Below are 25150 nucleotides of genomic sequence, written 5' to 3' on the forward strand. Positions count from 1 at the left end.
AGGAAAATTAAGTTTGTGTAGTTGAGGGAGTTATTGTTGAAAAGATGTTAATATCTATGTAATGCAGTAGCCAATATAAGTGATGTTTTTTTAATATTAACATCATTTTTTTTGAAATAGTCTTATTAAATGTTTAGTTTCGTGTCTTACGAATTAAATTTTTAAACTAAACTATGAAAAACAACTTTCGATTAGTTAGTCTGTTAAAAACCATACTGTTTACCTCAATTATGTTATTGAGTTTCGGTTTTGTTTCGGCTCAGACTAAAACGATTTCAGGAACGGTTACCGCCGAGGGTATACCTTTGCCTGGCGTGAGTGTAACTATTAAAGGCAAATCCGTGGGGGCGGTAACAGATTTTGATGGGTTATATGCCATCGAAGCAGAAGAAAGTGATGTGTTGCAGTTTTTGTATGTAGGCTATGTAACTCAGGAAGTAAAAGTAACTGATAACACAACGGTTGACGTGTCTCTTGTCGAGGATGTTAATAATCTTTCTGAGATTGTTGTAGTTGGTTATGGTACATTGGAAAAGAAAGAACTAACAGGTTCGCAAGTTTCGTTAAAATCTGAGGATATAAACAAGGTGCAAGCCGTTTCTTTTGAAGAAGCTTTACAAGGTAAGGCGGCAGGAGTTCAAATTACAACTTCACAAGGTGGACCTGGTGATGCAGCAACAATACAAATTCGAGGTGCTACTTCTATTAATGCAAGTAGTGCGCCTCTATATGTTGTAGATGGGGTTGAGATAGATGGTGATCCTATAGGTGTGGGAGGAAGCGATGAAACAGGCGCTGCGCAATCAAGTCCTTTATCTACTATTGATCCAAATAATATTGAATCGATTGAAATTTTAAAAGATGCGAGTGCAACTTCAATTTATGGTTCAAGAGGTGCTAATGGTGTTGTTATTATACAGACCAAAACAGGTAAATCGAATACTGGATTGACATTTGATTTTAATGCGAGTACAGGAGTTCAGACAATTTCTAAGCATATTGATTTGTTAGGAGCTCAGGAGTATGTTGATTATTTTAGAGAAGCGTTTCCTTTTGATCCAACAAATAGAGATACTCGTTTTCAGCAAACAGCTTTTAGGGATAATAATGGAAGAGATTTAGCATTGGATGCTGTAGGTCCAGATGGTTTACGTCGTTTTAATGTGAGGGATTTTAGAGATGAGATATTTAGAGAAGCTATTGTTAATAAGTATAGTATTTCAGCAAGACAGGGTAGTTCTGATTTTTGGTTTAGTGGTAGTTTAAGTTATACTGATCAAGAAGGGATTGTTAAAAATACTGATTACAAGAGAATTCAGTCAAACGTTAATGTTGGTGGAAATGTGAATTCGAGATTACAGGTTGGATTTCAGGTGAATGGAGGTAGAGCAGATAGATCCGGAATTGTTTCGGCAACACCAGATGCTTCTGGTACAGGTGGTGCTTTTGGTGTGATTACTAATTTAGCCTTGGCTACACCAGTACAAGGTCGATTTGATACAGGTAGACAAGGTGAAGGAGCGAGTGGGGTACAAAGAGATGAAACTGGTTTTGTAACAAGAGCTAATGGAAGGTTTATTATTAATCCAGTATTACAAGTGAACAAAACGATTAATGAAGGAGAAGAATTATTTGGTTTTATTTCAACTTATTTGGAATATAAATTAGTAGAAGGATTGAAATTCAAAAGTTCTCTTTCGTTTAATACCTACAATAATGATGGAAGAGTGTTTTTTCCAGGCTCATTTGGTTTAGGACAGTTTATAGGTGGAGGATTAGCAGTTCTTAATAAGTTTTCACAAGCTAGATATCAAAATAATAATACGCTGACTTATGATAAATTATTAGGAGGAAAGCATAAAATTGCTGCGGTTTTAGGGTCGAGTATTATTAGAAGTGAAACAAGAATACAGACGACTAGATCGACAAATTTTGCAAGTGATTCTGTTAATTTAGATGCTTTAGCTGCTGGAGTTAATTTTGAGGCGACAAGCGATAGACAAGAGAATGGTTTGTTAGGAATTTTCGCTCGTTTTAATTATTCTTTTGATAAAAGATATGTTATAAGTGCTGCGGCTAGGGGAGATAAGTCATCACGATTTTTTCCTGGATCAACACAGTGGGGATTCTTTCCTTCAGTTGGTTTGACTTGGAATGCATCTGAAGAGTCTTTCTTTGATAATGTAGGGTTTTTGAGTAATCTAAGATTTAAAGCAAGTGTAGGCCAAACTGGAAATGATAAAATTGGAGTTTTTCAATCAAGAACTTCTTATAATATTGATAGGGATTTGTTTTTCAGAGGAAATCCTAATTCCATCAATGCTGCAAGTGTAAGAAATGGAAGTAGAGCGAATGGTTTTTTCTTGGGAAGAGTTTCGAATCCTGATTTAACATGGGAAACTACAACGCAATATGATTTAGGAGGAGAGATAGGTTTGTTTAATAATAGATTGAATATAGGTGTAGATTGGTTTCTTAAAAATACAACAGATTTATTGTTAGAAAAGCCTACTGCGAGCCAAGCAGGATTTCCTTTTGTGTTAGAAAACGCAGGTGAAGTAGAAAATACTGGGTATGAATTTTCTTTGAGTAGTGTTAATGTAGATACAGGAGATTTTAGATGGAGTACAAATTTTAATATAAGTTTTATTCAGAATGAGGTGGTGTCATTAGGTGGAGTTAGAGATGAATTTTTAGTTTCTTCATCTGCGTTTAGAACAGTTTCAAATGATTTTATAGTTAGAGAAGGATCTCCTTTAAATTCTATTTATGGTTTTGTTAGTGATGGAGTTTATCAATACAGTGATTTTGAGGAATTTGAAGATTTGACTCCAGAACAGTCTGCAAATCTATATAGAACTAATACAAAGGATGGTACGGGTAATTTGTTAGTATTTGGGGGTGATTTTACTATAGATGGAGTTAATTACACACTAAAGGATGGAGTTGCTTCAGCTGGAGCAAAAAACAGACCAGGACAGCAAAAGTTAAAAGATCTAAATGAAGATGGTAGAATAGATGAGTCTGATCTAACAATTATAGGTGATGCTAATCCAGATCATTTTGGTGGAATTACTAATAATTTTAAATACAAATCATGGGATTTATCAGTGGCATTGAATTGGAAGTATGGAAATGATATCTACAATAAAAATCTTCTTCCTGGTTTTAATACTAATCAATTTGCTAATAAGTACGGTGTTGCAAGAGAACGTTGGACTCCTAGTAATACAGAAACCCGTGTGCATAGTTTAAGAGGTCGTTTAAGACAAGAGGGATTTGCAACGGTATCTGATTATATAGAAGATGGTTCTTTTTTGAGATTGCAAAACATTAGTTTAGGATATAATTTACCATTAGAAGCCGTAAAAAATATAGGTTTATCTAGTTTACGTATATATGGAGCTGCAGACAATTTACATGTATGGAGTGATTACTCAGGTTACGATCCTGATGTGAGTGTATCTAGAGGTACTAACTCAGGATTAACACAAGGAGTTGACTTTGATGCTTATCCAAAAGCAAGAACTTTTAGAATCGGAATTAAAGGGACATTTTAAAAAAAAAAATGATGAAAATAAATAAATTAATTACATGTATTAGTGGGGTTGTTTTAAGCATTACCATGAATAGCTGTGATGATATTACATCTGAAAACAATACAACTTCAGCTTCATTTAGTACTTTCAATGAGTTAAAGACACAGAGGTTACCCGGTATATATGCATCATTAAGGTCTAATGCTTTATATAGGCAAGGGGGGCTATTAGGAACATGGTCAGACGTTGGAGTTGATACGCATAGTGGGACATTGTTTCCGGTTGAATATAATCCTTTGTATTCATATGATTATGAAGCAGGTACACTTTTGATAGGGCAGACATGGACTGAGTTTTATATAGCCATCAAGCAGATAAATGCTTTTTTAGGACAAATAGATGAGTTTTCTCCGGAGTCGAAAGATGCTAATCCGGTAATTGCAGAAGCTTTGTTTTTAAGAGGAATGTTGTACTTCGATATGGTGAAAATTTGGGGTGATATTCCTATAATTCTTAGTAAGAATATTGATGAAAATACGGCACTTGATACAGTTAAATCTGATGCAAATGTAGCTAATAGTTCAGCAGAAGAGGTTTACTTGCAAATTATTAAAGATTTAGAATTTGCAATGAATAATGGGAATTCAAGAATTGGTTCCAGTGCAGATATAGCATCAAAAGAAGCTGCTCAAGCACTTTTGGGTAAGGTTTATTTACAGATGACTACCACAAAAGAATATGGTGGTGTAGAAGGAGGTATAGACGAAAATGGAAATCCTGTATCTAGATTAAAAAGATTTGAACAAGCTGAAGAATTATTTAGTGATATTATCAAAAGCGGTTCTTTTGTGCTTGAAGCTGAATATGCAGACGTTTTTGCCGATGAAACCAATAATGAAGTGATTTTTTCAGTAGGTTATGATGGTCCTAATAGTAATGTTGGAAGTGATTTTGGTGACTTTTTAGGGGAAGGAAACCTGAGAGATGGAGGATCATTTGGAGCATATAGAGCTAATGTTAATTTTGCATTAGAATATTTAAGAAATGACCCAGGGTTTATAACAGATAATATACTTAATCCAGATATGAATGGTAATGGCCTGCCTTTACCTTTTGTTGACAACGCAAATCAAGATAAGGTTTTTATGACTGCAGATGCATTAAACTTTGTTGATGAAGTAAGATTAATAGGTGTAGATAATTTTGTTTCAGATAAAAGATTCGTGCACAATATTGCTCGTAAAAATTTTGATGCTATAGCACAAGTTGCAAGAGGGACATCTGAATCAAATCCCTTAAAAGATTTAACTGATAGAAATTTAGATACAAATAGATGGAGCCCGTTTAAATATATAAAACCATTACCTAATCCAAATCCAGGTGGTGATGGAACTATTGATTTTCCTTTCTTAAGGTATGCTGATGTTTTATTAATGGAGGCGGAGGCGCTTGTTGCATTAGGTCAAGATGACAAAGCGAGAGAATATGTAAATATGGTAATTTCTAGATCTTTAAATCAATTTAAATTAGAGAGAATCCCTGATTTAATTGATCCTGATAAAGGATCTGGAGATTCTGAAAATAGAATTGTCTACACATTACCTACTAGTTCTGAAGCGGGTACTTCTAGAATAATTCTTGACAATGCAGTTACAAATAATAGAGTTCAAGTAGATAGAGATGCTTTTTTAGTGCCAGATACTATTATTGGTGATCAATTGTTAGATAGAATTCTATTAGAAAGGAATAAAGAACTTTGTTATGAAGGTAAGAGAAAAGATGATTTAATTAGAACGGGAAAATTAGAAGAGGTTATAAGTAAGTTACATGCTAACTCTGTAAATAGCGGTTCTGCGAATCAATTACCTGTGAGGGCAGCTTTTAATTTAGAAAGGCATACACATTGGCCAATCCCTCAAGAGCAAATTTCACTGAATCCTAATTTAAAACAGAATTGTCTGTATGGCGGAGGAAATGCCACTGCAGGTTGTTTTGATTTATAAAATACTTATGTTATGATAAAAATAGTTAGAAAATTAAGTGCCTTTTGTGTGCTAATAGGATTATTTATTGTTGGTTGTGAAGAGGCACCTTTAGATCAGACAGTTGGACCGGAAGGAAAAAACACTGTTATTAAAATTGAATTTGATCCAGATGATAATCCACAAAATACGATTACAATTGATAGGAATTCTGGATTAGTTGATAATTCAGGATTGCCCGAGGTTGGTTTTGTCTATGTAGGTAATAAGGTATTTATATCGAGTGAGTCTTCTGATGAATTAGTAGCAAAAAGGGTTTGGAATATACCTCAGCCTAAAGATGAATCAGACCCTAGTTTAAATATTGAAGTTGTAACTCAAGAAGGTTCATTTGAACCTTTAGATTATGTTTTTAATAGAGGAAATATAACAGTAAGTGGAAGAGAGGTTACAGGTTTTCCTATAATTTTGACGGAAACATTTAAAGATGGGACTGTTAAAAGAGCATTTAATCAAATTCAAATAAGAAATCGAGTGGTTTCTAAAATAAATTCACCTACCGAAGCTACAGTAAATCTACCTATAAGCGTTTCTGCAGGGAGTATATCTGAGTTAGGGTTAACTCATGCAGATATTGATGGTGAAAACCAAGTTGTATTAGATTGGGACTTTGGTGGAGGATTTATTGTTGATGATAAGGGAGATACTATTTTAGATGAATCAGGAAATCCCATAAGTAAAGTAAGTGTAATTAATGATATAGGAAGAAAATTTAATGTAGTATATCCTGTTACAGGTGTTGAAGAAACTATAAAGTTAGTTCTTAACAGAAACTATCCATTGAAAGATGTAGATATGTCATCATTAAAAGTTAATGTTTCTAGTTTGATTGTACCAGGACGTGTTGGTAAAGATCCTATTAAACTTTCTGCAGATGGTTCTGAGATTAATATAACATATGCAAAGCCTTTAGGGGATATTTCAGTGGTTAATAGTGATAATTTCAATGTGTCTATTGAAGCTGATGAAATTTCTAACTCAGAATTAAAGTCTATTGTCGAATCAATTAAAGTTGAAAATATTTCAATTAATCCTGATAATTCTAATGATATATTGTTGACTTTATCTGAAAGTATACCTTCAATAGTAATGGATAATGTTAAATTATCATATAATTCTATGGATTTAAAAACGGCAGATGGTGAATTTATAGTAAGTGCTTATGAAAATTCAGAGGTGTTTATGACAGGATCTAATATTGTTTCTAACTCCTTATTATCAAGTTTTGAGGATGGATGGAATATTCAATATCCATGGGCGACGCAACTTGATAATTTTGAGATAAGTTCTGAGAAAAGTCTTACTGGAGAGAAAAGTGGTTTGTTTTCTACAACAGAAGCTTTAGGTGGTGATTTTGGCATACACAGACTGGCTGAAGACAATACTGCTGATGGTTTAGATTCTTTTGTAGGTCCAACAGAAGTAACTTATTTAGTATCATTTTGGGTATATCTCGATGATAGTTCGATTAGTACAGGAGTAGATTCCAAAGTTGGTTTTTTCTTTACAGGTTTAGACCCATGGGTTGGTTTTGATGAAGATTTAGCCGGATTAGAAAAGAATAAATGGGTTTTAGTTTCAAAAGAATTAAAAGTAGATGGGCCTGGTCCTTCTGGTAAATTTGTGCCAGTTATTAGAGAACGTAATGGGGCAGCAAAACTTTTTATTGATGCTTTAGATATTAGAGTAGTAGACGACGGAAGATAAAAGATAAATTATCTTTAATTTTATATCAAAAAGCGCAAAACCTTAGGTTTTGCGCTTTTTTGTTTTTTAAGTATTACAGTATATCAGGGTTTTCTTATCTTTACTATTAAATTAAAACGACCCCTTAATGCGAAAAAAAGTCACCTTAAAACAATTAGCACAGGAGTTGGGTTTGTCCATCTCAACAATTTCTAAATCATTAAAAAATGATCCCGAAATAAGTCAAGCAACTATTGACCGAGTTAAAAAATTAGCTAAAGAGCATAATTATAAGCCTAATGCTTTGGCGGTGAGCTTAAAAAGTAGCAAAACAAGGAGTATCGGTGTAGTTATTCCCGATATATTAAATAATTTCTTTGCCAAAATTCTTTTGGGTATTGAAATGGAAGCTTCTAAAAATAACTATAAGATCATTACAGTAATAACTAATGAATCTTATGAAAAGGAGGTAGATTATTTAGATATGCTGTCATACAATGGTGTAGATGGTTTTATTTTAGCGATTTCGCAAGAAACACAATCAAAAGGTTTAGTGGAGCATTTTAACGAGATTTTAAAGGATGATATTCCTATCGTAATGCTTGATCGTGTATCGGATGAAGTATATTGTGATAAGGTAGTTGTTGATGATAACCAAGCTGCTAAGAGTGCAGTTGAAGTGCTTGTAAAACAAGGATGTAAGAAAATTGGTGTAGTTTCTGGTATTCATAAATTAAGTGTGGGTAAAGCGCGTTTGCAAGGAGTAAAAGAAGCTTTTGAAATTGAAGGACGCGAACTGCATTATCTAAAATTAAGACAGAATAGTGATTTCCTAGTTGAAATTTCTAATTTTTTAAAAGAGCATCAATTTGATGGTATTATTGGTCTGGATGAACCATCTGCAGTAAGCGCTATAAATGCAGCTAATATGTTAGGCTTAAATGTGCCAAATGAAGTTTCTGTTATTGGGTTTAGTAATGGTTTATTGGCTAAACATTCTTACCCTGGATTAACCACTGTATCTCAACATGCTAAACGTATGGGGAAAACTGCAACAAAAATACTAATTGATAAATTAGAGTTGCGTGCAGACAGGTACTTGCCAGATACAAAATATATTACTACAAGTATAGTAAAACGCGGATCTACAAAATAGATAAATAAGCCTATAAAAAAGCTAAAACACATATTTCCTTTACTGGATATGCTAAGCAATTATTCTAAGCGCTTAGCAAAACATGATATGCTTGCAGGGGTAACTGTAGGGGTTATTTTAATACCGCAGGCCATAGCATATGCTTTTTTGGCTGGTATTCCTCCAATTTATGGGTTGTATTCGGCGTTAATTCCTTTGTTGATCTATGCCTTTTTAGGGACTTCAAGGCATTTGAGTATTGGTCCAGTAGCGGTAACCTCAATTTTGTTAATGACGGGGATTAGTAAGCTTGCTACTCCATTTTCGGATTACTTTGTGGAGTTAGTACTTTTGACCGGATTGTTGGTGGGGGTATTACAAATATTTATGGGTTTTTTGCGCATGGGATTTTTGGTAAGTGTTTTGGCACAACCTGTAATCTCGGGTTTTATTTCTGCAGCAGCATTTATTATAATAGCATCACAACTTAAAGGTATTTTAGGTATGGAAGTACCTAATGGGATGTCTACATTTTCCTCTGTGGTGTATGTGTGTAAAAATAGTTTACAAACCCATATACCGACTTTACTAGTATCTGGAGTTTCTCTGCTGTTTTTAGTGCTAATGCGTCAATGGAAAAAAAGCTTTCCGTCGGCTATAGTTTTATTGGTGGTTTTTATTGCAATAAGTTATTTTCGAGACTTTAATGCCATGGGTATTGCCATCATAGGAGATATTCCCAAGGGCTTACCTTCATTATATATGCCAAATTTTGAATGGCGACTTATAAAGCAATTAATGCCAACAGTGTTTATTTTAACCATTATTGGTTATATAGGAAGTATAGGGATTGCAAAATCTTTTCAAATGAAGCATCGAAATTATACGGTTGATGCCAATAAGGAATTAATAGCTTTAGGATTATCAAAAGTATTAGGAACCTTTTTTCAAGGGAATCTAGCTTCGGGGAGTTACAGTCGTTCCGCAATTAATGAAGATGCAGGGGCAAAAACTCAAGTGTCAACACTACTAACGGCTTTTATAATTTTAATGTCGTTACTTTTTTTAACTCCTTTATTATATTACTTACCAAAGGCAGTATTGGCGTCAATTATTTTAGTTTCCGTAGTGAGTTTAATAAAAATAAAAGAAGCTAAGCGCTATTTTAAAATTCGTTTTGATGATTTTTCAATTATGTTAGTCACCTTCGTAGTTACTTTGGGGCATACAATTGAGATGGGTATTTTAGTGGGGGTGTTGCTATCATTTATATTTTTGCAATATCGCAGTTCTAAGCCGCATATTGCCGAATTAGTCAAAATACCAGAAACCGATTATTACAGAAATTTAAATCGATTTCCAAATGGAATAAGTCACCCAGATTATTTAATTATTCGTTTTGATGATCAATTGTATTTTGGGAATTCAGATTATTTTAAAGAAGCCATTTATCGATTACTAGAAAAACGTCGTGAATTACCAAAATATGTGATACTACATGCTACCAATATTCACGCGATTGATAGTTCGGGTTTACATACACTCGAAGATTTATATAGAGAACTTACCGAGAAAGACGTGGAACTTCTTTTTAGTGGAATGATAGGGCCAGTGAGGGATATTTTAACTCGTTCAGGTTTTATTGAAACATTAGGAGTAGCCCGACAGTTTATGGATATTAATGATACGATTCAATACATTGATGAGAATATGGAAACCATAAGCTGTGACGAATCATTAACCATGCAGTTTAATGAGCGTAAATTTAATGTGTTAAAATGGCTAAAGGATTTGTTTTAGTGGCTTAAGAAGTGTGGAATAGAAATCTAAAGAAGAGCATATGATGGCTAACTTTAGTTTATAAAAAAAAGCCTTTCGTATTTGAAAGGCTTTAAGTAGTGGTGAGAACAAAATTTGAGTGTCCCTTTTTTCTGATTTTCGTATAAATATGTTGAATTATTTTTTGCAAGTCAAAGACAAGGCAGCACGATAGTGATAAGCCAGTTGATGCTTGAAGGGAAATAAAACTGTCATAGTTATTATTTCATTTTTTAACGTATGAATTGTAAAAATGAAACGAGATATATGCGAAATATTTTTTTATAAATCGTATTACTCAAACATCACTTTTTCAATTTGAATAATTTCCTGATTTTCGACATTTCTGAATTCAAGTAAATACATTCCCCTTGGAATACTTTCGCAATTAATAGAATTCGTTTTTTCTAATATTCCTTTTTTTATCACTTTTCCGTTAAGATTTAAAATTCGATAAGCTTTATTAAAAGTACCACCTTCAATAATAATAAATTCCTTTGCTGGATTAGGATAAATTTTTATTCCTAAATCCAGATTTTCAGTAGTAACAACATTGAATAATTTCTGACCAGAAGTTCCTTCTAAAAGGAAATCAACTTTATTGATATTAATCCCAAAATCCTCAACATAAATTCTTACCGTATAAATACCGCTATCTAACGAGAATTCTTTTGATGTGACTGTTTTATAGGTGTTTGGGCTTCCTGTATTAGTTAATGTTAGTGTATTTGTTTTATTAACGCCATCAAATTCTATACGAATAGCTCCTCGATTTCTTGTTGTGGAATAACGAACATTTGCGTTATACGTTCCTTTTTCTGATACAAAAACCGTATAATTCAGCCATTCACCTTTATCCATCCAGCCTACAGAATAACCACCTTCGCTACAGTCAAAAATATCAACATCGCTATTGGTTCTGTATTTCTTTCCTGTATTTCCTGGAGTCTTATCAAAATAAGTTTTGCCATTAGCACCTTCATTAAAATCTTCCGCCTCTACAGTGCCAGGAAGACTTGGTGCATTAGCAGGAATAGGGTAAACGAGTTCTGTAACAAAAATATCCGGATTACTTTCGGCAAATGCGCGTACTGCTATTGGAGAACCATCTCCGTAATTTAAAACTTTGTAATGTCCTACGTTAGAGTTGAATTGTAGTCGATTGGGTTCGGAAGAAGCGTAAATAACTTTCCCATTTTTATTTAAATCAAGGGGTCTTGGAACAATGTCAAATTGCCCTTCTTCACCTTCGTAAGCATGAATAATCCTATTGGGATCATTAGAAGAATCATCATTAGCATATTTCAAATGAGAAAGTTGCATAATAGTATTTGTTTGAATGTCAAAAGAAATGTTGTAGTGATAGTTTCTTTTTAGTTGTGTTATAATTTCAGAGGTATGTTTTATTTCGCGATACGGATATATCACAGCTGATTCTTCAGAAGAGGGAGAACCTATATATAGTATTTGATCAGTAGAACCCTTAGTATCATAAGGAATAACAGATCCATTACCTCCCCCTGAGCCATTTGGAAGGGCATCTAAAAAACCAGTTACAATTTGACTACCCAAAAAATCGATATCACCGTTTCTTAAAAAAGAAATTTCGGAATTCAAATAAACAGTTTCGCCACCATCTTTAAAGGGGAAGGTGTTTTTTCCTATTCGATATTCTGAGGATGTTCTAGTGGTTCCTATGGAAAGAACTAGAATGTTATCACCGCCATAATAAAGGCCTACAAACGGAGTAATAGGATCTCCTTTTTTTTGAGCATAAAATGAAAAATCTTTAATCTCAATTTTTTCTTGCATTCCTGTATTGTTTATATAATTATCTGAAGTATTAACCACTAAATTTGAATCCCAAGAATCAGAAGTGCCTCCAGCGCTACTTGTGTTTCCTAGTCTAGTAGACTTATTTTGTGTGGGTATTCTTTCTATTTTGTATTCTCCCAGTAAACAAGAGGTTCCATCATAAAATAATCGAAATTCATTTTCTCCTTTAGGTAAATTTCCAATGGGAAAGCTTACTGTTTGAAAATCGGAGGGAGAATTTGTTTCTGGTAGGGTGAAGGAACTAGATGTGCCACCACCTATTTTGTTGGGGATGTCTACAAACAATCCGCCACCAGATGGTGCCGCCAATTTTAAGGTGAGGTTGTACCAACCAGCTTCTTGTATATTTTGTTTGATTATGTATGGACTAAAATCGCTGAGTTCTACAGTTTCGGTTATTTCTTTTTCTATTTTAAAGCCACTAAAATGAAATTGACCACGATCAAAATACACACGTAAAATATTTTTACCCTTATTAGCGGTTCCTATTGATATAGATTTTGAGGAGTATTCTTGATTTGAAACAGTGTTTGGAAGCAGCGTACGATTAGAGGTTGTGCCTGTAGTCTGATTGTATATAGTTACTAGGCCTCCATTAGTTCCCGAATATGTTAGTTCCATATTATATTTTCCATCTTCTTTAAAATCTAGCGTATATTCCAGCCATTCGCCATTTTTTATGTCTGTAACATCTAAACCTCCACTAGGAGATGTGCGTTGACGAGTGCCAACCGCTTTTCTTTCAACTTGATTAGCGCTTAGAGTGTTAGTATCATAAAAGCTTGTGCCTTTATTACCATAATCAAAATTTGATGCTGAAATCATATTATCTGAAGGGACACTATTGGAGTATACTGGCTTTCTCTTTACAGGAGTTATAGTGGTTGTAAATGCCATTTCAGGATTTGCAATAGAAGCTCCCGTAACAGTTATAGGTGTATCATTAATATATTTTACTATTTGGTAATGGCCATTGTCTGTGGTAAATTTTACAGCTTTTGAATTTGAGGTGGTATAGCTTCTGCTAATATCAGCTCCTTCAAAAGGGAATAGTGTTATGGACATCAAGGCTTCTTCACCTGGTGCCATAGCAATAGTTTCTTCAGAAAACCACTGTATAAGAGATACCTGAGGAACTATAGCAGGAGCTACCTTAAAAGTAATGTTATAATGGTAGTTTCGTTTTAGGTTAAGCTGTTGTCCATCGGTGTATTTAATTCTATGGAAAAGCTTTATGCTTCCGGATTGGTTTCCTGTAGGTTCGCCTACATACCAAATGTTGTCTGTGTTGCCAGATCTGTCAAATGGGATTACTGCACCAATATTTCCGCCAGAACCATCTGAGCGTGCATCTAAAAAACCTGTTACTACTGTTTCTCCAGGATTCAAATAAATTTTTTTCGCCTTTCCATTTGCAAATGGAAATGTGTTTTGACCTACATTATATGCAGATGAATATCTGGTAGTTCCTATAGAAAGCACTTGTATACGATTTGCATCGAAAAATAAAATGCCCACAAAAGGGGTGATTGGATCCGCTTTTTGACGGGCATAAAATGAAAAATTTTGAATTGTTAGTTCCTCTTGCTGGTTTGAGTTATTGGTGTATTTGTCGGATAAGTTTATTATCAAATTTGATTTCCAACCATCTGGAATGCCGTTGGTGTTTGAATTATTTCCCAATCGTATCTGAGCCCATGATTGTATTCCGAAAAATAAACAGCACAAGGTGAGCAGTATTTGTTTAATACCTAACATAATGTTTTTATTTAGAGTTATGATTTAGCATAAAACTACACAATCAGTTGACCAAAGACTACCCCGTTTTCAGTGAAAATTAATTTTTAACATGTTGATATTAAGAGTTGTTGTGCGTGAATTTTGTTTTAGGCTTTACAAATTATTCTTAGTACTGTAAATGTACTAACTATAGGCAACAAAGCTTTTTAAATGAAAAGCAATAGAAACAGGAGAAGACTCAATTATTTTATAAAAGTGAATATTGAGTCTAGTTATAGTAAAGTAGCTCCAGAATTAATCTTAAATACAGGCTTGTTTGATTTTTATCTGAATAATCAAACACCTATAAAAACTAATTTTAGCGCATAAAAAAAGCCTTTCAAAAAATGAAAGGCTTTAAGCAGTAGCGGGAACAGGAGAGTTCTCGAACCAAATTTATTTAGGGTTCAAGAAAATTTATGAGTTAAAACCAGTATTAGAAGAAGCTGGCTTATTTCCATTAAATAATAAATCAAACCGATTAAGTATTTAAGAAATGAAGCCTATCTACACTACGATCCCAATAATGCTATGTAAGTATGCTTTGGTTAACAGAAGAGTTAATCATTTAGCTTTATATATATATTTAAAGCATAATTCAAGCGGTTATATTCAATACAGTGGTGAAGCATACAAGAAATGGGCTGAAGATTTAAAAATGTCAGAAAGATGGACTAGAGATGCTATCAAATGGCTTATTGAAAAAGGATGGATCACAGTAAATAATAAAAGAAAATCATACCGAATAACTAGTTATAAAAATTTACATAAAAAATTAAATCTAGTTACAAAATCAGCTGTAATATATGAACTAAATAATTTTATATCATTAAGGGAATTTTGTTGTGCTGCTTTAATTACTTATTACATGAAAGTAAAACGCTTTTCGGAGAAAAAAAGAAGGTCGGTGTCTAAAATAGGCGATGCCAATACGAACCACTATTTTTATCCTAAAGGGTTTTATGCAATACCAATTAGCTATATAGCAAAATGTTTGGGCGTAAGTAACTCTACAGCTAACAAATACAAGAAATGTGCAGAAAAATCAGGCTTATTGGAGGTGAGAAATACTAGTAAATACTTTATTGACAATATAAAAGCAGATATAACGTACAAGGATATTTCTTTCATCAAGAAAACGTTTCCTTATTTAGCAGGAAGGCTTAGATTGAATAAAAATAAACATGTAGTTGTAGTAGAAACTGATATTATAAGGTCGGTTATTATTGGTAAAAAGAAGAGACTTTAATAATGGAAAAAAAGTAAATGGATATTATAGGCTAGAGCTTGTGCAAGGGGGGGGTATGGTATTATACAAGGCTATCTGCCTTAGCATTAGTTATTTTTAGACTAAACTAGTAGCTAGTAATTGGAAATTTAGTTTAACGATATATGCAAATAGCATGTAGTTAGTAAAAGACAAAATTCTAATTCTTAATCGGTTTTAAATAAAAACATTAACATTCTCTAAAGATTTAGGTTTCAAAGAAAAAATCCCATGCCAAAACTTACAAAACACCCTTTAATATTCGACAATTGTTTAATCATTAATATAACTGATCTAAAAAAATGGAATTATTTAAAATCCAATCAACACAAATCTGGTATTATAAGCTGGGAAGTTAATGGAATTAATTTAGCCAAGGTGAAAATAGCTGTTAATATCAGTAGTACTATCTCTCCTGAAGTTACCATAAGCTATTTATCTAAAGAAAATACCATTAGTTACGATATTAAATTAGTCTCAGTCCCTTCAAATCTAGGGAAAGGCAGTATATACTACTTTTTATGCCCTTTCACACTAAAGAGATGTAGAAAGCTTTATTTAGTAAATGACTATTTCATACATAGATCTGCAGTCCCAAATGGAATGTACTCATCACAAATAAAATCAAAAAAATGGAGACATATTGAAAAAATATATGGCCCTAATTTTAATATCAATAAGTGCAAGGAACTATTATATTCCAAATATTTCAAAAAATATTATAACGATAGACCTACTAAGAGATATTTAAAATTAAAAGAAAAAATTATAAGAGAAGATATTTCTTTTAATATCTGAGTTTAAGCCATAAGAGCTTCATAATTATAACATGGACTTCAATTTACATCCTTTTTAGAAGCCTGAACAACTTTTTCTAAATACACAACAGGATAACTTGCTTGTAATGAGTGTTTTTACATATATAATTAAGTATCAATTCAAATTATAAATTTTATATTTTACCTACTCAATAAATCACTAACTATTCTACAATCCAAACCGCATAAATTTTTCTAATCTTGTTTAATTATTTGCATAAATATTTATTCAATACCCAAAAACCAATCCCCGTCATTTTTAATCCCATTTTCGTCATATAATTCCTTTTTATCTAATCTAAATTTGCAAAAAACTTATTTAGATTAAATAAAAACAGAATGTTAGCACAGCCTCAAACTATTCTTAAAGAAGCAACTACAATTGATTCTTTTTTTGGTACTGCCTCTAAAGAGGTTTATAATAAGTACATCGAAAAAACTACCCGCTGTATAGACTCATTTCTAGAAAACAACAACTTTTATAGTGGTGAGACACCATCCAATCTTCGATCAAAAGGAAGAATGATTAAAGCTGAAGCAGAAATAGCCTTAAGTTTAGATGAAGCTCTTAGTGAAATAAAGGAATTGTACTTAGATCATGCTATTTCTTTTCATAATCCCAATTACGTAGCACATTTAAATTGTCCAGTTCTCATTCCAGCATTAGTTGGAGATATGATTGCTTCAGCAGTGAATACAGCTGTTGAAACATGGGATCAGAGTACCTCCGCTACCCTAATTGAGCAAGAAATGATTCGGTGGATAAATACTATTATAGGTTATGATAGCCATGCTGATGGGGTTTTCACAAGTGGAGGAACACAATCTAATTTCATGGCTTTGCTAATGGCTAGAGATCATTATGCATATAAAAATTTTGGAGTAAATATTAAGCAAAACGGATGGTCAGAAGTAGTAAGTAAATTCAGAATATTTTGTTCAGAGAAAGCTCATTTTAGCATGAAGAAAAATGCCGCTTTATTAGGTATGGGATATGATGCTGTTATTCCTATAAAAACTGATGAAAGAATGAAAATGGACACTTCTTCTTTAGTTTTCGAAATAGAGAGAGAAAAGCAAAAAGGGAATATTCCAATAGCCATAGTTGCTACGGTAGGAACTACTGATTTTGGAAGTTTTGACCCTATTCAAGTCATAGGAAAAATAGCTAAGGAAGAAGGTGTTTGGTTTCATATCGATGGTGCTTATGGAGGCTGTTATAAATTAACTGAGACTCACAAAGAAGTTTTAGAAGGTATGGAACTTGCTGATTCTATAACTGTAGACTTTCATAAAACTTTCTTTCAACCTGTATGTTCTAGTGCATTTTTAGCTAAAAATAAACAGCATTTTCAATATGTTTCGTACTACGCAGATTATTTAAATCCTTTAGAAAATAGAAATGAAGAATGTCCTGATCTTATTGAAAAATCAATACAAACAACAAGGAGATTTGATGCTTTAAAGTTATGGTTTACTTTAAAAATGACTAGCGAAAGTACTTTAGCTTCATATTTAGAAAAAGTACACTTTTTAGCCTTGGATTTATACCATAGTTTGAAAGATGATGCTTGTTTTGAATTAATTCACAAACCAGAATTAAGTACGCTTGTTTTTCGGTATAAAGTACTTGGCATTCAAGATGATCAATTGCATGATACCGTAAACCTATATATTAAAAACACACTTTTTAAAACAGGTCAAGCTTCTGTAGCAAGCACTAAATATGAAGGAAAAACTTTCCTAAAATTCACACTCCTTAACCCCTCTTCTACCATTCAAGACCTTTTAAAGATTATTGATATGATCAAAGAAAAAGGCAAAGAATACAGAACCTCAAACTAAAGAAAGACATAAACGATGGAAATAAATAAAAATGAAATACTAGATTTTATTGCCGTAGGCGTAGGTCCCTTTAATTTAGGCTTGGCTTGCTTAACAGAGCCTATAGAAAATCTAAATGGTATTTTTTTAGATAAAAGCGAACGTTTCAATTGGCATCCAGGAATGCTAATGGAATACACTACACTACAGATCCCTTTTATGGCAGATTTAGTAACACTAGCTGATCCTACAAATCCTTATAGTTTTCTAAATTACATAAAACAACAAGGGAGAATTTATTCTTTTTACATCAAAGAAAACTTTCTTTTACTGCGTAACGAGTACAATCAGTATTGCCAATGGGTAGTTAAAAATCTATCAAATATTCAATTTCAAACAGAGGTTAAAGAAATTGTATACAATGAAAATGGCGCATATTATGAAGTAATCGTTTCGAATACAAAAACTGCTGAAAAAAGTATTTTTAAAACGAAAAAAATTGTTTTAGGAACAGGTACACAGCCTTATATTCCAGAGTGTTGTAAAAATTTGAAGAAAACAGCAGTTCATTCTTCATCTTATTTAAAAAATAAGGAACAATTACAGCAAAAAAAGTCCATTACAATTGTAGGAAGTGGTCAAAGTGCCGCTGAAATTTTTTACGACCTCTTACAAGAAATAGATGTATATGGTTATGAATTAAATTGGATTACACGTTCCTCTCGCTTTTTTCCAATGGAATATGCTAAGCTTACGCTAGAAATGACTTCTCCTGAATATGTGGACTACTTTTACAATTTACCTGCTAAGAAAAGAGATCAATTAAACAAAAATCAGAAGAATTTATATAAGGGAATCAATGAGGATTTAATAGGTGAAATTTTTGACCTTATGTATGCTAAAAGATTAATAAGTGATGTAAAAATTAATCTCCGTACAAATTCAGAATTAAGAAAAGTAGATTACGACCCTGCATTAGAAAGCTTTTACCTCGAATTGCATCAGACAGAACAAGACAAATACTATCAATATAAAACAGAAGGTTTAGTCTTAGCTACAGGTTATGCTTACCAGCAACCCCATTGTATCAGTAGTATTATAGATCGAATTAAATGGGATGATCAAGGTAGGTATGATGTGAACCGTAATTACAGTATTGATGTAGAAGGAAATGAAATTTTTGTACAAAATGCAGAATTGCATACCCATGGATTTATTACTCCCGATTTAGGAATGGCATGTTATCGTAACTCCTATATCATTAAGGAAATAACAGGAAAGGATCATTACGCCATAGAAAAGCGTATTGCTTTCCAACAATTTGGGGTTACCGCAGAAGAAGAAATTAAAGTACCACAATCTCTTTAATGAAAAAACTACTTATCATAATGACCTTAGTAGCTGTAGTGAGTGATTACTTATTACATCCTTTTTATCCCCAGTTTTTTGAGGCTCGTTTTGGAATCACCGATCCTAAACACGTAGGTTATTACTTTGGTGCTATTTGTTTTATGGTTATGATTGCTTTTCCTTTTTGGGCATACGTTTCTAAGAAAGTAGCAGAGCTAAATATTTTAATTTATACACAATTCATTGCTGGGCTTTTAGCATTATACTGTTTCTGGACTACTTCTTATGTTAATTTTTGGACGGTATCACTAATCATGATTCTGTTTAAAGGGAGTTACTTACTAGTCTACCCTTATATTTTAAAAATAATTACTAAAGAAGAACATCCTTCCACAATTGGTCTTTTATCGGTCGTAGTACATTTAGGCGGAATTTTAGGAGCTGTAATTGGTGGACTTACAGTAGATCTAATTGATGCCAGTAATATCTTTTTATTTATGGCTTTAGGTGATTTTATTCAAATGGGAATGAGTTCTTATTTGCTAAAAAGTAAACGTTACAACACTAACATAATAGTAGAAGAAACGAAAACAGATACTGATCAAAAATTAATGCCTAAAGGTTTCATTCTAAAGGTAGGTTTAATTACGATGATTTTGTATTTCAGTGACTTCTTAATTCGTCCTTTCTTTTCTAGATATTGGGAAAACATCTCAGTATTCGATAGTAAGTTAATTTCAGGGCTTATCTATGCCATACCTGGTTTTGTAGCATTAATAGCTTTATGGTTAAATAATAGAAACCAATCTAAGGGGCAACGTATAGTTTCAGTATTGCTTTTAGGAGTAATCGGATTGATATTTCAAGGAATTCCAACAGAAGCGACAGTTATTATCGGCCGTATAATTTATGGATGGGCTATTTTTCAAGGAGTAGTACAATTTGATGTATTACTCTTTGAAGTAAGTACTCCTGAATCTTATGCTTTAGACTACAGTAAAGTACATTTTTGCCAAAGCTTCGGAGTCCTAATAGCTTCTTTTTCTGTAGGAATTTTGGTCGAAAACCAAGGGTTAAAAATTCCTTTTTTAATCGCAATTATAGGGTTTCTATTGACTACACTGGCATATATACTTCTCTTTAAAGTTAAAATAACTATTCCTAAAACAAGGAAGTATTTACTCTCCTTAAAAAAACTTCCAAATAATTAGTGAAAAACGTATAAATGAAAGAACAAGAGCATATCTTATATAATCAGTCTGTGAAGGGGTTTGGAAACTTAAGTATTCGTGCTTTTAATGTTACGACGGATAGTGAAATGCTTCTCGATTGGGTTAATCGTGATTATGCTATTTTTTGGGGAATGCAAAATGCTACACTAGCTGAAGTAGAAAAAGAATATACACAACTCTCACAACGAAAGCATTATGATATTTTTATAGGCACCTATAAAGATCAACCTGCCTTTGTTTTAGAACGTTATAATCCTAATTACGATCTAATTAATGAATATTATACACCTCAACAAGGAGATTGTGGAATTCATGTAATCGTTGCGCCACCTTCTAATGATAAAAAACCCAATTTTACGTGGCATTTATTCTCATTTATAATGGATTTTGTTTTTCAAAATCCATTAATCTCTCGGATTTTAGTAGAACCCGATATTCGAAATAAAAAAATGTTTGCGTTGTGTCAGCGTATCGGTTTTCAACTGGATAAAGTCGTAGAACTTCCTCATAAAACAGCACAATTAGCTTTTTTAGAAAAAACACAGTATCAAAAACTAAAAAAAATATCTAAAATAAATAAACGAAGCACTATGAATACATTAGACAATTCGGTTTCACCACAGCAATCTATTGCTCACTTACAACCTAAAGTTTGGGAAACCGTAAATAGAGCTTTAATTAAAAAGTCAATCTGTGAATTTAGTCACGAATTGCTTATTACACCGACTATAACTGAAGTATTAGCTAATGGCTGGAAAAGTTATAGTTTACACGCTGACCATGCTGATACAGTTTATACATTTAAAGCAAAACCTTTAGCGCTACAGCACCTTTTAATCGAAACAAATTCTTTACAAAAAAAGGTATCAGGAATAGCTGTACAATTAGATGCTATTGTTTTTATTAAAGAATTCAGAAAACAATTGGGTATCGATGTTAAAAAAATGCCTGTTTACTTAGAAGAAATTATTAGTACACTTTACGGTAGCGCATTTAAGGTTATTAAAGGAAATCCAGAGGTTTCAGAATTAGCTCATGCCGATTTTCAAACTATAGAACAATCCATGACCGAAGGGCACCCGGGTTTTATAGCTAACAATGGACGTATTGGTTTTGATAGTAGTGATTATCGATCATATGCTCCTGAAGCGGGAAACACATTTCATATTTTATGGTTAGCAGGTCATAAGAGTCAAGCAGTGTATGCCTCTTTAGAAAATTTACCATACGATACACTTATAAAACAAGAATTAGACTCAGATACGATTAATACTTTTAATACAGTATTGAAAAATAAAGGCTTAAATCCTGAAGATTATTTATTTATTCCGATGCATCCGTGGCAATGGTTTAATAAGCTCGCTAATATTTTTTCTCCAGAAATTGCCACTCAAAATTTAGTTTGCTTAGGCTATGGCCCAGATCAGTATATGGCACAGCAATCTATACGTACGTTATTCAACACTTCCTACCCTACCAAATTCTACACAAAAACAGCCTTGTCTATTTTAAATATGGGCTTTATGAGAGGCTTACCACTTTACTATTTAGGTACTGCTCCTAAAATGGCTGTTTGGTTAGAAGAACTATTGTACCCCGATCCTTTTATACAAGAAACAGGATTTAGAATGTTGAGTGAAATTGCTTCTGTAAGCTATGTCAACCCTTATTTTGAAGAATTTGGAGTACACAATGATTATAACAAAATGTTAGCTTCGTTGTGGAGAGAAAGTCCTATTTCTGCTATTAATGAAAATGAAAAGCCTGTCACTATGGCTTCGTTTTTACATATTGATGATAAAGGAGATGCCTTGTTGCCTGAATTTATAGCTATTTCTGGATTATCAATAGAGGATTGGTTGCGCAACTATTTTAAAGCTTATTTAAGCCCTTTACTGCATTGTTTTTACCATTTTGATTTAGTGTTTATGCCACACGGCGAAAATATTATTATGGTAATGGAAAATAATATTCCCGTTAAAATTTTACTTAAAGATATTACTGAAGAAGCCTGTATTTTAAGTCCCGAAGTAAGCTTACCACCACATCTAAAACGGATGTATGCTGAAGTTCCTGAAGATGTAAAATTACTTTCAATTTTTACAGATATTTTTGATGGTTTCTTTCGTTTTATGTCGGCTATTTTAGAAGAACATCTTAATTTTTCAGAAGATAAATTTTGGGAATTAGTAGCTTCAACTATACACGAATACCAAAATCGTTATCCTGAACACAAAGCTAAGTTTGCTCAGTACGATTTATTTGCTCCAGACTTTCATCTTTCATGTCTTAATAGACTTCAGCTTAACGATAATAAACAAATGATAGATTTAGATGATCCTGTGGCCTTACTACAATTTGCCGGAATATTAAGAAACCCTATTGCTTCTTTCAGAAAAGAAGGAGCAGTAAAACAACCTATTTAAAATATCTCGTAATGGTTTATTCGAAAATTATTGATGGTTTTGGAGAAATTCAGTTACGAGAACTGGATCTGAAAAAGGATGCTTTATTACTTCATAGTTGGGTAACATTGCCTTATGCTCAATATTGGGGAATGCAAAAAAGTACTATTGAAGAAGTATGCAAAGAATACGAAGCATTAAGACAATCAAACGATCATAAAGCATTTATAGGCATGTATAAAAATCGCCCTATTTTCTTAATGGAAAAATATAAAGCTTCCGAAGATGAAATAGCTAAGTACTATGATTGTAGAGAAGGAGATTATGGTATGCATGTTTTAGTGGCCCCACTTAAACGGAAAATACCCCATTTTACGTGGTATATTTTCACAACCATTTTAGAGTACTTTTTTAGTGATATTGCTATTAAAAGAATAGTAGTTGAGCCTGATGTAAATAATGATAAAATTCATGTGCTTAATAAAAAAGCAGGGTTTAAGTATCATTCAGAAATTCAATTACCTCATAAAAAAGCAGCATTAGCATTTTGTGATCGCAATAGTTATAGGAATGCGCTTATTCAAGTTTCAAATAATGAAGAAGCGGAGATGCCCAAAGTAAATCATCTGAAAGCTAAAATTTGGAACAAAGTGAATAAAAGCTTGGTGAAAAAGGCAATTAGCGAATTTTCACATGAGCTACTCTTACAACCAAAGTTAATTAGCTCTACTACTAAAAAAAACACCTACAAATTAGATGTTGAGAATACCGATATTACCTATTTTTTTGAAGCTGAAAGACTATATTTAGATCATTGGGAGGTAGATGAAAAAACATTGCGAAAAGAAAAAAACGAAATTTCTATTCCTGTTAATGCTATAGAATTCATTCTTGAATTTAAAGAGGTTTTAGGTATTCCCACAACTATGTTACCAACTTATTTAGAAGAAATTTCAAGTACACTTTCTAGTGCATGTTATAAATATAAACACCAAAAATATACATCTGAAGAATTAGTAAATCAAGACTTCCAAGAAATTGAACATGCCTTAACAGAAGGACATCCGTGCTTTGTAGCAAATAACGGCCGTATTGGTTTTAATATAGATGAATACGGTAAATATGCCCCAGAAGCCGATCAATCATTTCAGATTATTTGGCTGGCAGGCAAAAAAGACCGAACTACTTTTAGTGCGATAGAAGGTTATACATACAATACATTAATGCATAATGAGCTTGGTGCTAAAATAATTGCCAAATTTAATAATAGACTTGAATCATTAGATTTAGATATTGAATCCTATATTTTTATTCCTGTACATCCTTGGCAATGGAATAATAAACTAATTCACATTTTTGCAACTGATATTGCTAATTCTGATTTAGTTTATCTAGGAAAAAGTAATGATTTATTTTCTGCACAACAGTCTATAAGAACGTTATATAATATTTCAAATCCTAAAAAACTATATACTAAAACGGCGCTTTCTATATTAAATATGGGCTTTATGAGGGGGTTGTCTCCTTATTATATGCAAAGTACACCTCCCATTACTAAATGGATTACGAGCCTATTTGAAAATGATGCATATTTATTAGAAAAGAAATTTACCATGCTAGGAGAAGTCGCCACAGTGGGTTATCGAAACTTAACTTTTGAGGCTTTAGGAAAATCAAGTGCACATAATAAAATGCTTTCGGCATTGTGGAGAGAAAGTCCTCATAGTAAAATTGAATCCAATCAGCAATTAATGGCAATGGCGTCTTTCCTTCATGTAGATACTAAAGGCAGTGCTTTGATCTCACATTTAATTAATAAGTCCCAGTTAACTATTAGTGCTTGGATTAGTAAATATTTGGATTGTTATCTAGCTCCATTAGTACACTGCTTTTATAAGTACGAACTTGTATTTATGCCTCATGGCGAAAACCTAATTATGGTCATGGAAAATCATATTCCTGTCAAAGTTTTAATGAAAGATATTACAGAAGAAGTTATTGTATTTAATGAAGATATGGTGCTTCCAAAACATGTAGATCGTTTATTCACAAAAACTTCAGATAAAATGAAAGTGCTTTCTATTTTTACCGATGTATTTGATTCCTTCTTTAGGTTTTTATCAGCAATACTTCACAAACATACTTCGTGTACAGAAGATGAATTTTGGAATCAAGTAGCTATTTGTGTTAAAAACTATCAAGAAGCACATCCCGAATTTCAATCTAAATATGAACAATACGATTTGTTTGCATCAGAATTCGATCGCTGTTGCTTAAATAGATTGCAACTCAAAAACACCAAACAAATGCTGGATTTAGCAGATCCTATAGAAAGTCTAGAACTTCACGGAACCTTAAAAAATCCTTTAACAAAATTTCGTATACCAAAACCTCAACTACAACATAACTAGGTAAAGGG

At 32.8% G+C, this 25150-nt stretch carries 14 protein-coding genes; 13 read left to right on the forward strand and 1 reads right to left on the reverse strand.

Translation table 11 applies throughout. From position 1 onward, the window contains the following. Nucleotides 1-173: 173 nt before the first annotated feature. The 5 genes from KQA_RS0211330 (at nt 174) to KQA_RS18910 (ending at nt 10202) form a co-directional block, all read left to right on the forward strand. Nucleotides 174-3560 carry a SusC/RagA family TonB-linked outer membrane protein gene (locus KQA_RS0211330; RefSeq protein ID WP_232285891.1) on the forward strand — a complete coding sequence of 1129 codons (3387 nt, stop codon included), beginning with the start codon at nt 174-176 and terminating at the stop codon, nt 3558-3560. An 8-nt stretch (nt 3561-3568) separates the two neighbouring features. Next, nucleotides 3569-5542 (forward strand): RagB/SusD family nutrient uptake outer membrane protein, encoded by a 1974-nt coding sequence (locus tag KQA_RS0211335; RefSeq protein ID WP_157366664.1) that lies wholly within the window; start codon nt 3569-3571, stop codon nt 5540-5542. A 12-nt stretch (nt 5543-5554) separates the two neighbouring features. Further along, the gene (locus tag KQA_RS0211340; RefSeq protein WP_010181214.1) at nt 5555-7288 is read left to right on the forward strand and encodes a hypothetical protein; all 1734 of its coding nucleotides are present in this window, start codon (nt 5555-5557) and stop codon (nt 7286-7288) included. A 127-nt stretch (nt 7289-7415) separates the two neighbouring features. Next, on the forward strand, nt 7416-8423 hold the full coding sequence (locus KQA_RS0211345) for a LacI family DNA-binding transcriptional regulator (protein WP_010181216.1): 1008 nt from the start codon (nt 7416-7418) through the stop codon (nt 8421-8423). Between the two features lie 48 nt (nt 8424-8471). Then, nucleotides 8472-10202: a SulP family inorganic anion transporter gene (locus KQA_RS18910; RefSeq protein WP_010181217.1), complete on the forward strand. Its 1731-nt coding sequence runs from the start codon at nt 8472-8474 to the stop codon at nt 10200-10202. 312 nt (nt 10203-10514) lie between these two features. Here the strand turns inward: KQA_RS18910 and KQA_RS0211355 are convergent, their stop codons facing one another. Next, on the reverse strand, nt 10515-13814 hold the full coding sequence (locus KQA_RS0211355; protein ID WP_010181219.1) for a carbohydrate-binding protein: 3300 nt from the start codon (nt 13812-13814) through the stop codon (nt 10515-10517). 192 nt (nt 13815-14006) lie between these two features. Here KQA_RS0211355 and KQA_RS20280 point away from each other — a divergent pair, with 192 nt between their 5' ends. The 8 genes from KQA_RS20280 to KQA_RS0211390 all read left to right on the forward strand — a co-directional run bounded on the left by KQA_RS20280 (nt 14007) and on the right by KQA_RS0211390 (nt 25142). Next, entirely contained in the window at nt 14007-14165 is a 159-nt protein-coding gene (locus KQA_RS20280) for a hypothetical protein (protein WP_157366665.1), read from the forward strand. A 166-nt stretch (nt 14166-14331) separates the two neighbouring features. Then, a complete protein-coding gene (locus KQA_RS0211360) occupies nt 14332-15084 on the forward strand; it encodes a hypothetical protein (RefSeq protein WP_029209567.1) in 753 nt (250 codons plus the stop codon). Between the two features lie 249 nt (nt 15085-15333). Continuing rightward, nucleotides 15334-15900, forward strand: coding sequence for a hypothetical protein (locus tag KQA_RS0211365; protein WP_010181223.1), 567 nt, complete (start codon nt 15334-15336; stop codon nt 15898-15900). 359 nt (nt 15901-16259) lie between these two features. Next, the gene (locus tag KQA_RS0211370) at nt 16260-17765 is read left to right on the forward strand and encodes a pyridoxal phosphate-dependent decarboxylase family protein (RefSeq protein WP_010181225.1); all 1506 of its coding nucleotides are present in this window, start codon (nt 16260-16262) and stop codon (nt 17763-17765) included. A gap of 15 nt (nt 17766-17780) precedes the next feature. Continuing rightward, a complete protein-coding gene (locus KQA_RS0211375; protein WP_010181227.1) occupies nt 17781-19112 on the forward strand; it encodes a lysine N(6)-hydroxylase/L-ornithine N(5)-oxygenase family protein in 1332 nt (443 codons plus the stop codon). Continuing rightward, a complete protein-coding gene (locus KQA_RS0211380; protein WP_232285893.1) occupies nt 19112-20305 on the forward strand; it encodes an MFS transporter in 1194 nt (397 codons plus the stop codon). Before KQA_RS0211375 ends, KQA_RS0211380 begins: the two co-directional genes overlap by 1 nt. Before the next feature lie 14 nt (nt 20306-20319). Beyond that, nucleotides 20320-22752: a GNAT family N-acetyltransferase gene (locus tag KQA_RS0211385; protein WP_010181231.1), complete on the forward strand. Its 2433-nt coding sequence runs from the start codon at nt 20320-20322 to the stop codon at nt 22750-22752. Nucleotides 22753-22763: 11 nt separating this feature from the next. Then, the gene (locus tag KQA_RS0211390; RefSeq protein ID WP_010181234.1) at nt 22764-25142 is read left to right on the forward strand and encodes a GNAT family N-acetyltransferase; all 2379 of its coding nucleotides are present in this window, start codon (nt 22764-22766) and stop codon (nt 25140-25142) included. The last annotated feature ends 8 nt before the right edge of the window (nt 25143-25150 follow it).

The organism is Aquimarina agarilytica ZC1, assembly GCF_000255455.1.
GTDB classification, from domain to species: Bacteria; Bacteroidota; Bacteroidia; order Flavobacteriales; family Flavobacteriaceae; genus Aquimarina; species Aquimarina agarilytica.

Bases quoted from the DNA above. Each gene is read 5' to 3' on its own strand.
- KQA_RS0211365 (WP_010181223.1), top strand. From the start codon at position 15,334: ATGCCAAAACTTACAAAACACCCTTTAATATTCGACAATTGTTTAATC.
- KQA_RS0211330 (WP_232285891.1), top strand. From the start codon at position 174: ATGAAAAACAACTTTCGATTAGTTAGTCTGTTAAAAACCATACTGTTT.
- KQA_RS0211370 (WP_010181225.1), top strand. From the start codon at position 16,260: ATGTTAGCACAGCCTCAAACTATTCTTAAAGAAGCAACTACAATTGAT.
- KQA_RS0211385 (WP_010181231.1), top strand. From the start codon at position 20,320: ATGAAAGAACAAGAGCATATCTTATATAATCAGTCTGTGAAGGGGTTT.
- KQA_RS0211380 (WP_232285893.1), top strand. From the start codon at position 19,112: ATGAAAAAACTACTTATCATAATGACCTTAGTAGCTGTAGTGAGTGAT.
- KQA_RS0211340 (WP_010181214.1), top strand. From the start codon at position 5,555: ATGATAAAAATAGTTAGAAAATTAAGTGCCTTTTGTGTGCTAATAGGA.
- KQA_RS0211335 (WP_157366664.1), top strand. From the start codon at position 3,569: ATGATGAAAATAAATAAATTAATTACATGTATTAGTGGGGTTGTTTTA.
- KQA_RS0211345 (WP_010181216.1), top strand. From the start codon at position 7,416: ATGCGAAAAAAAGTCACCTTAAAACAATTAGCACAGGAGTTGGGTTTG.
- KQA_RS0211355 (WP_010181219.1), bottom strand. From the start codon at position 13,814: ATGTTAGGTATTAAACAAATACTGCTCACCTTGTGCTGTTTATTTTTC.
- KQA_RS0211375 (WP_010181227.1), top strand. From the start codon at position 17,781: ATGGAAATAAATAAAAATGAAATACTAGATTTTATTGCCGTAGGCGTA.
- KQA_RS0211360 (WP_029209567.1), top strand. From the start codon at position 14,332: ATGAAGCCTATCTACACTACGATCCCAATAATGCTATGTAAGTATGCT.
- KQA_RS18910 (WP_010181217.1), top strand. From the start codon at position 8,472: ATGCTAAGCAATTATTCTAAGCGCTTAGCAAAACATGATATGCTTGCA.
- KQA_RS0211390 (WP_010181234.1), top strand. From the start codon at position 22,764: ATGGTTTATTCGAAAATTATTGATGGTTTTGGAGAAATTCAGTTACGA.
- KQA_RS20280 (WP_157366665.1), top strand. From the start codon at position 14,007: ATGAAAAGCAATAGAAACAGGAGAAGACTCAATTATTTTATAAAAGTG.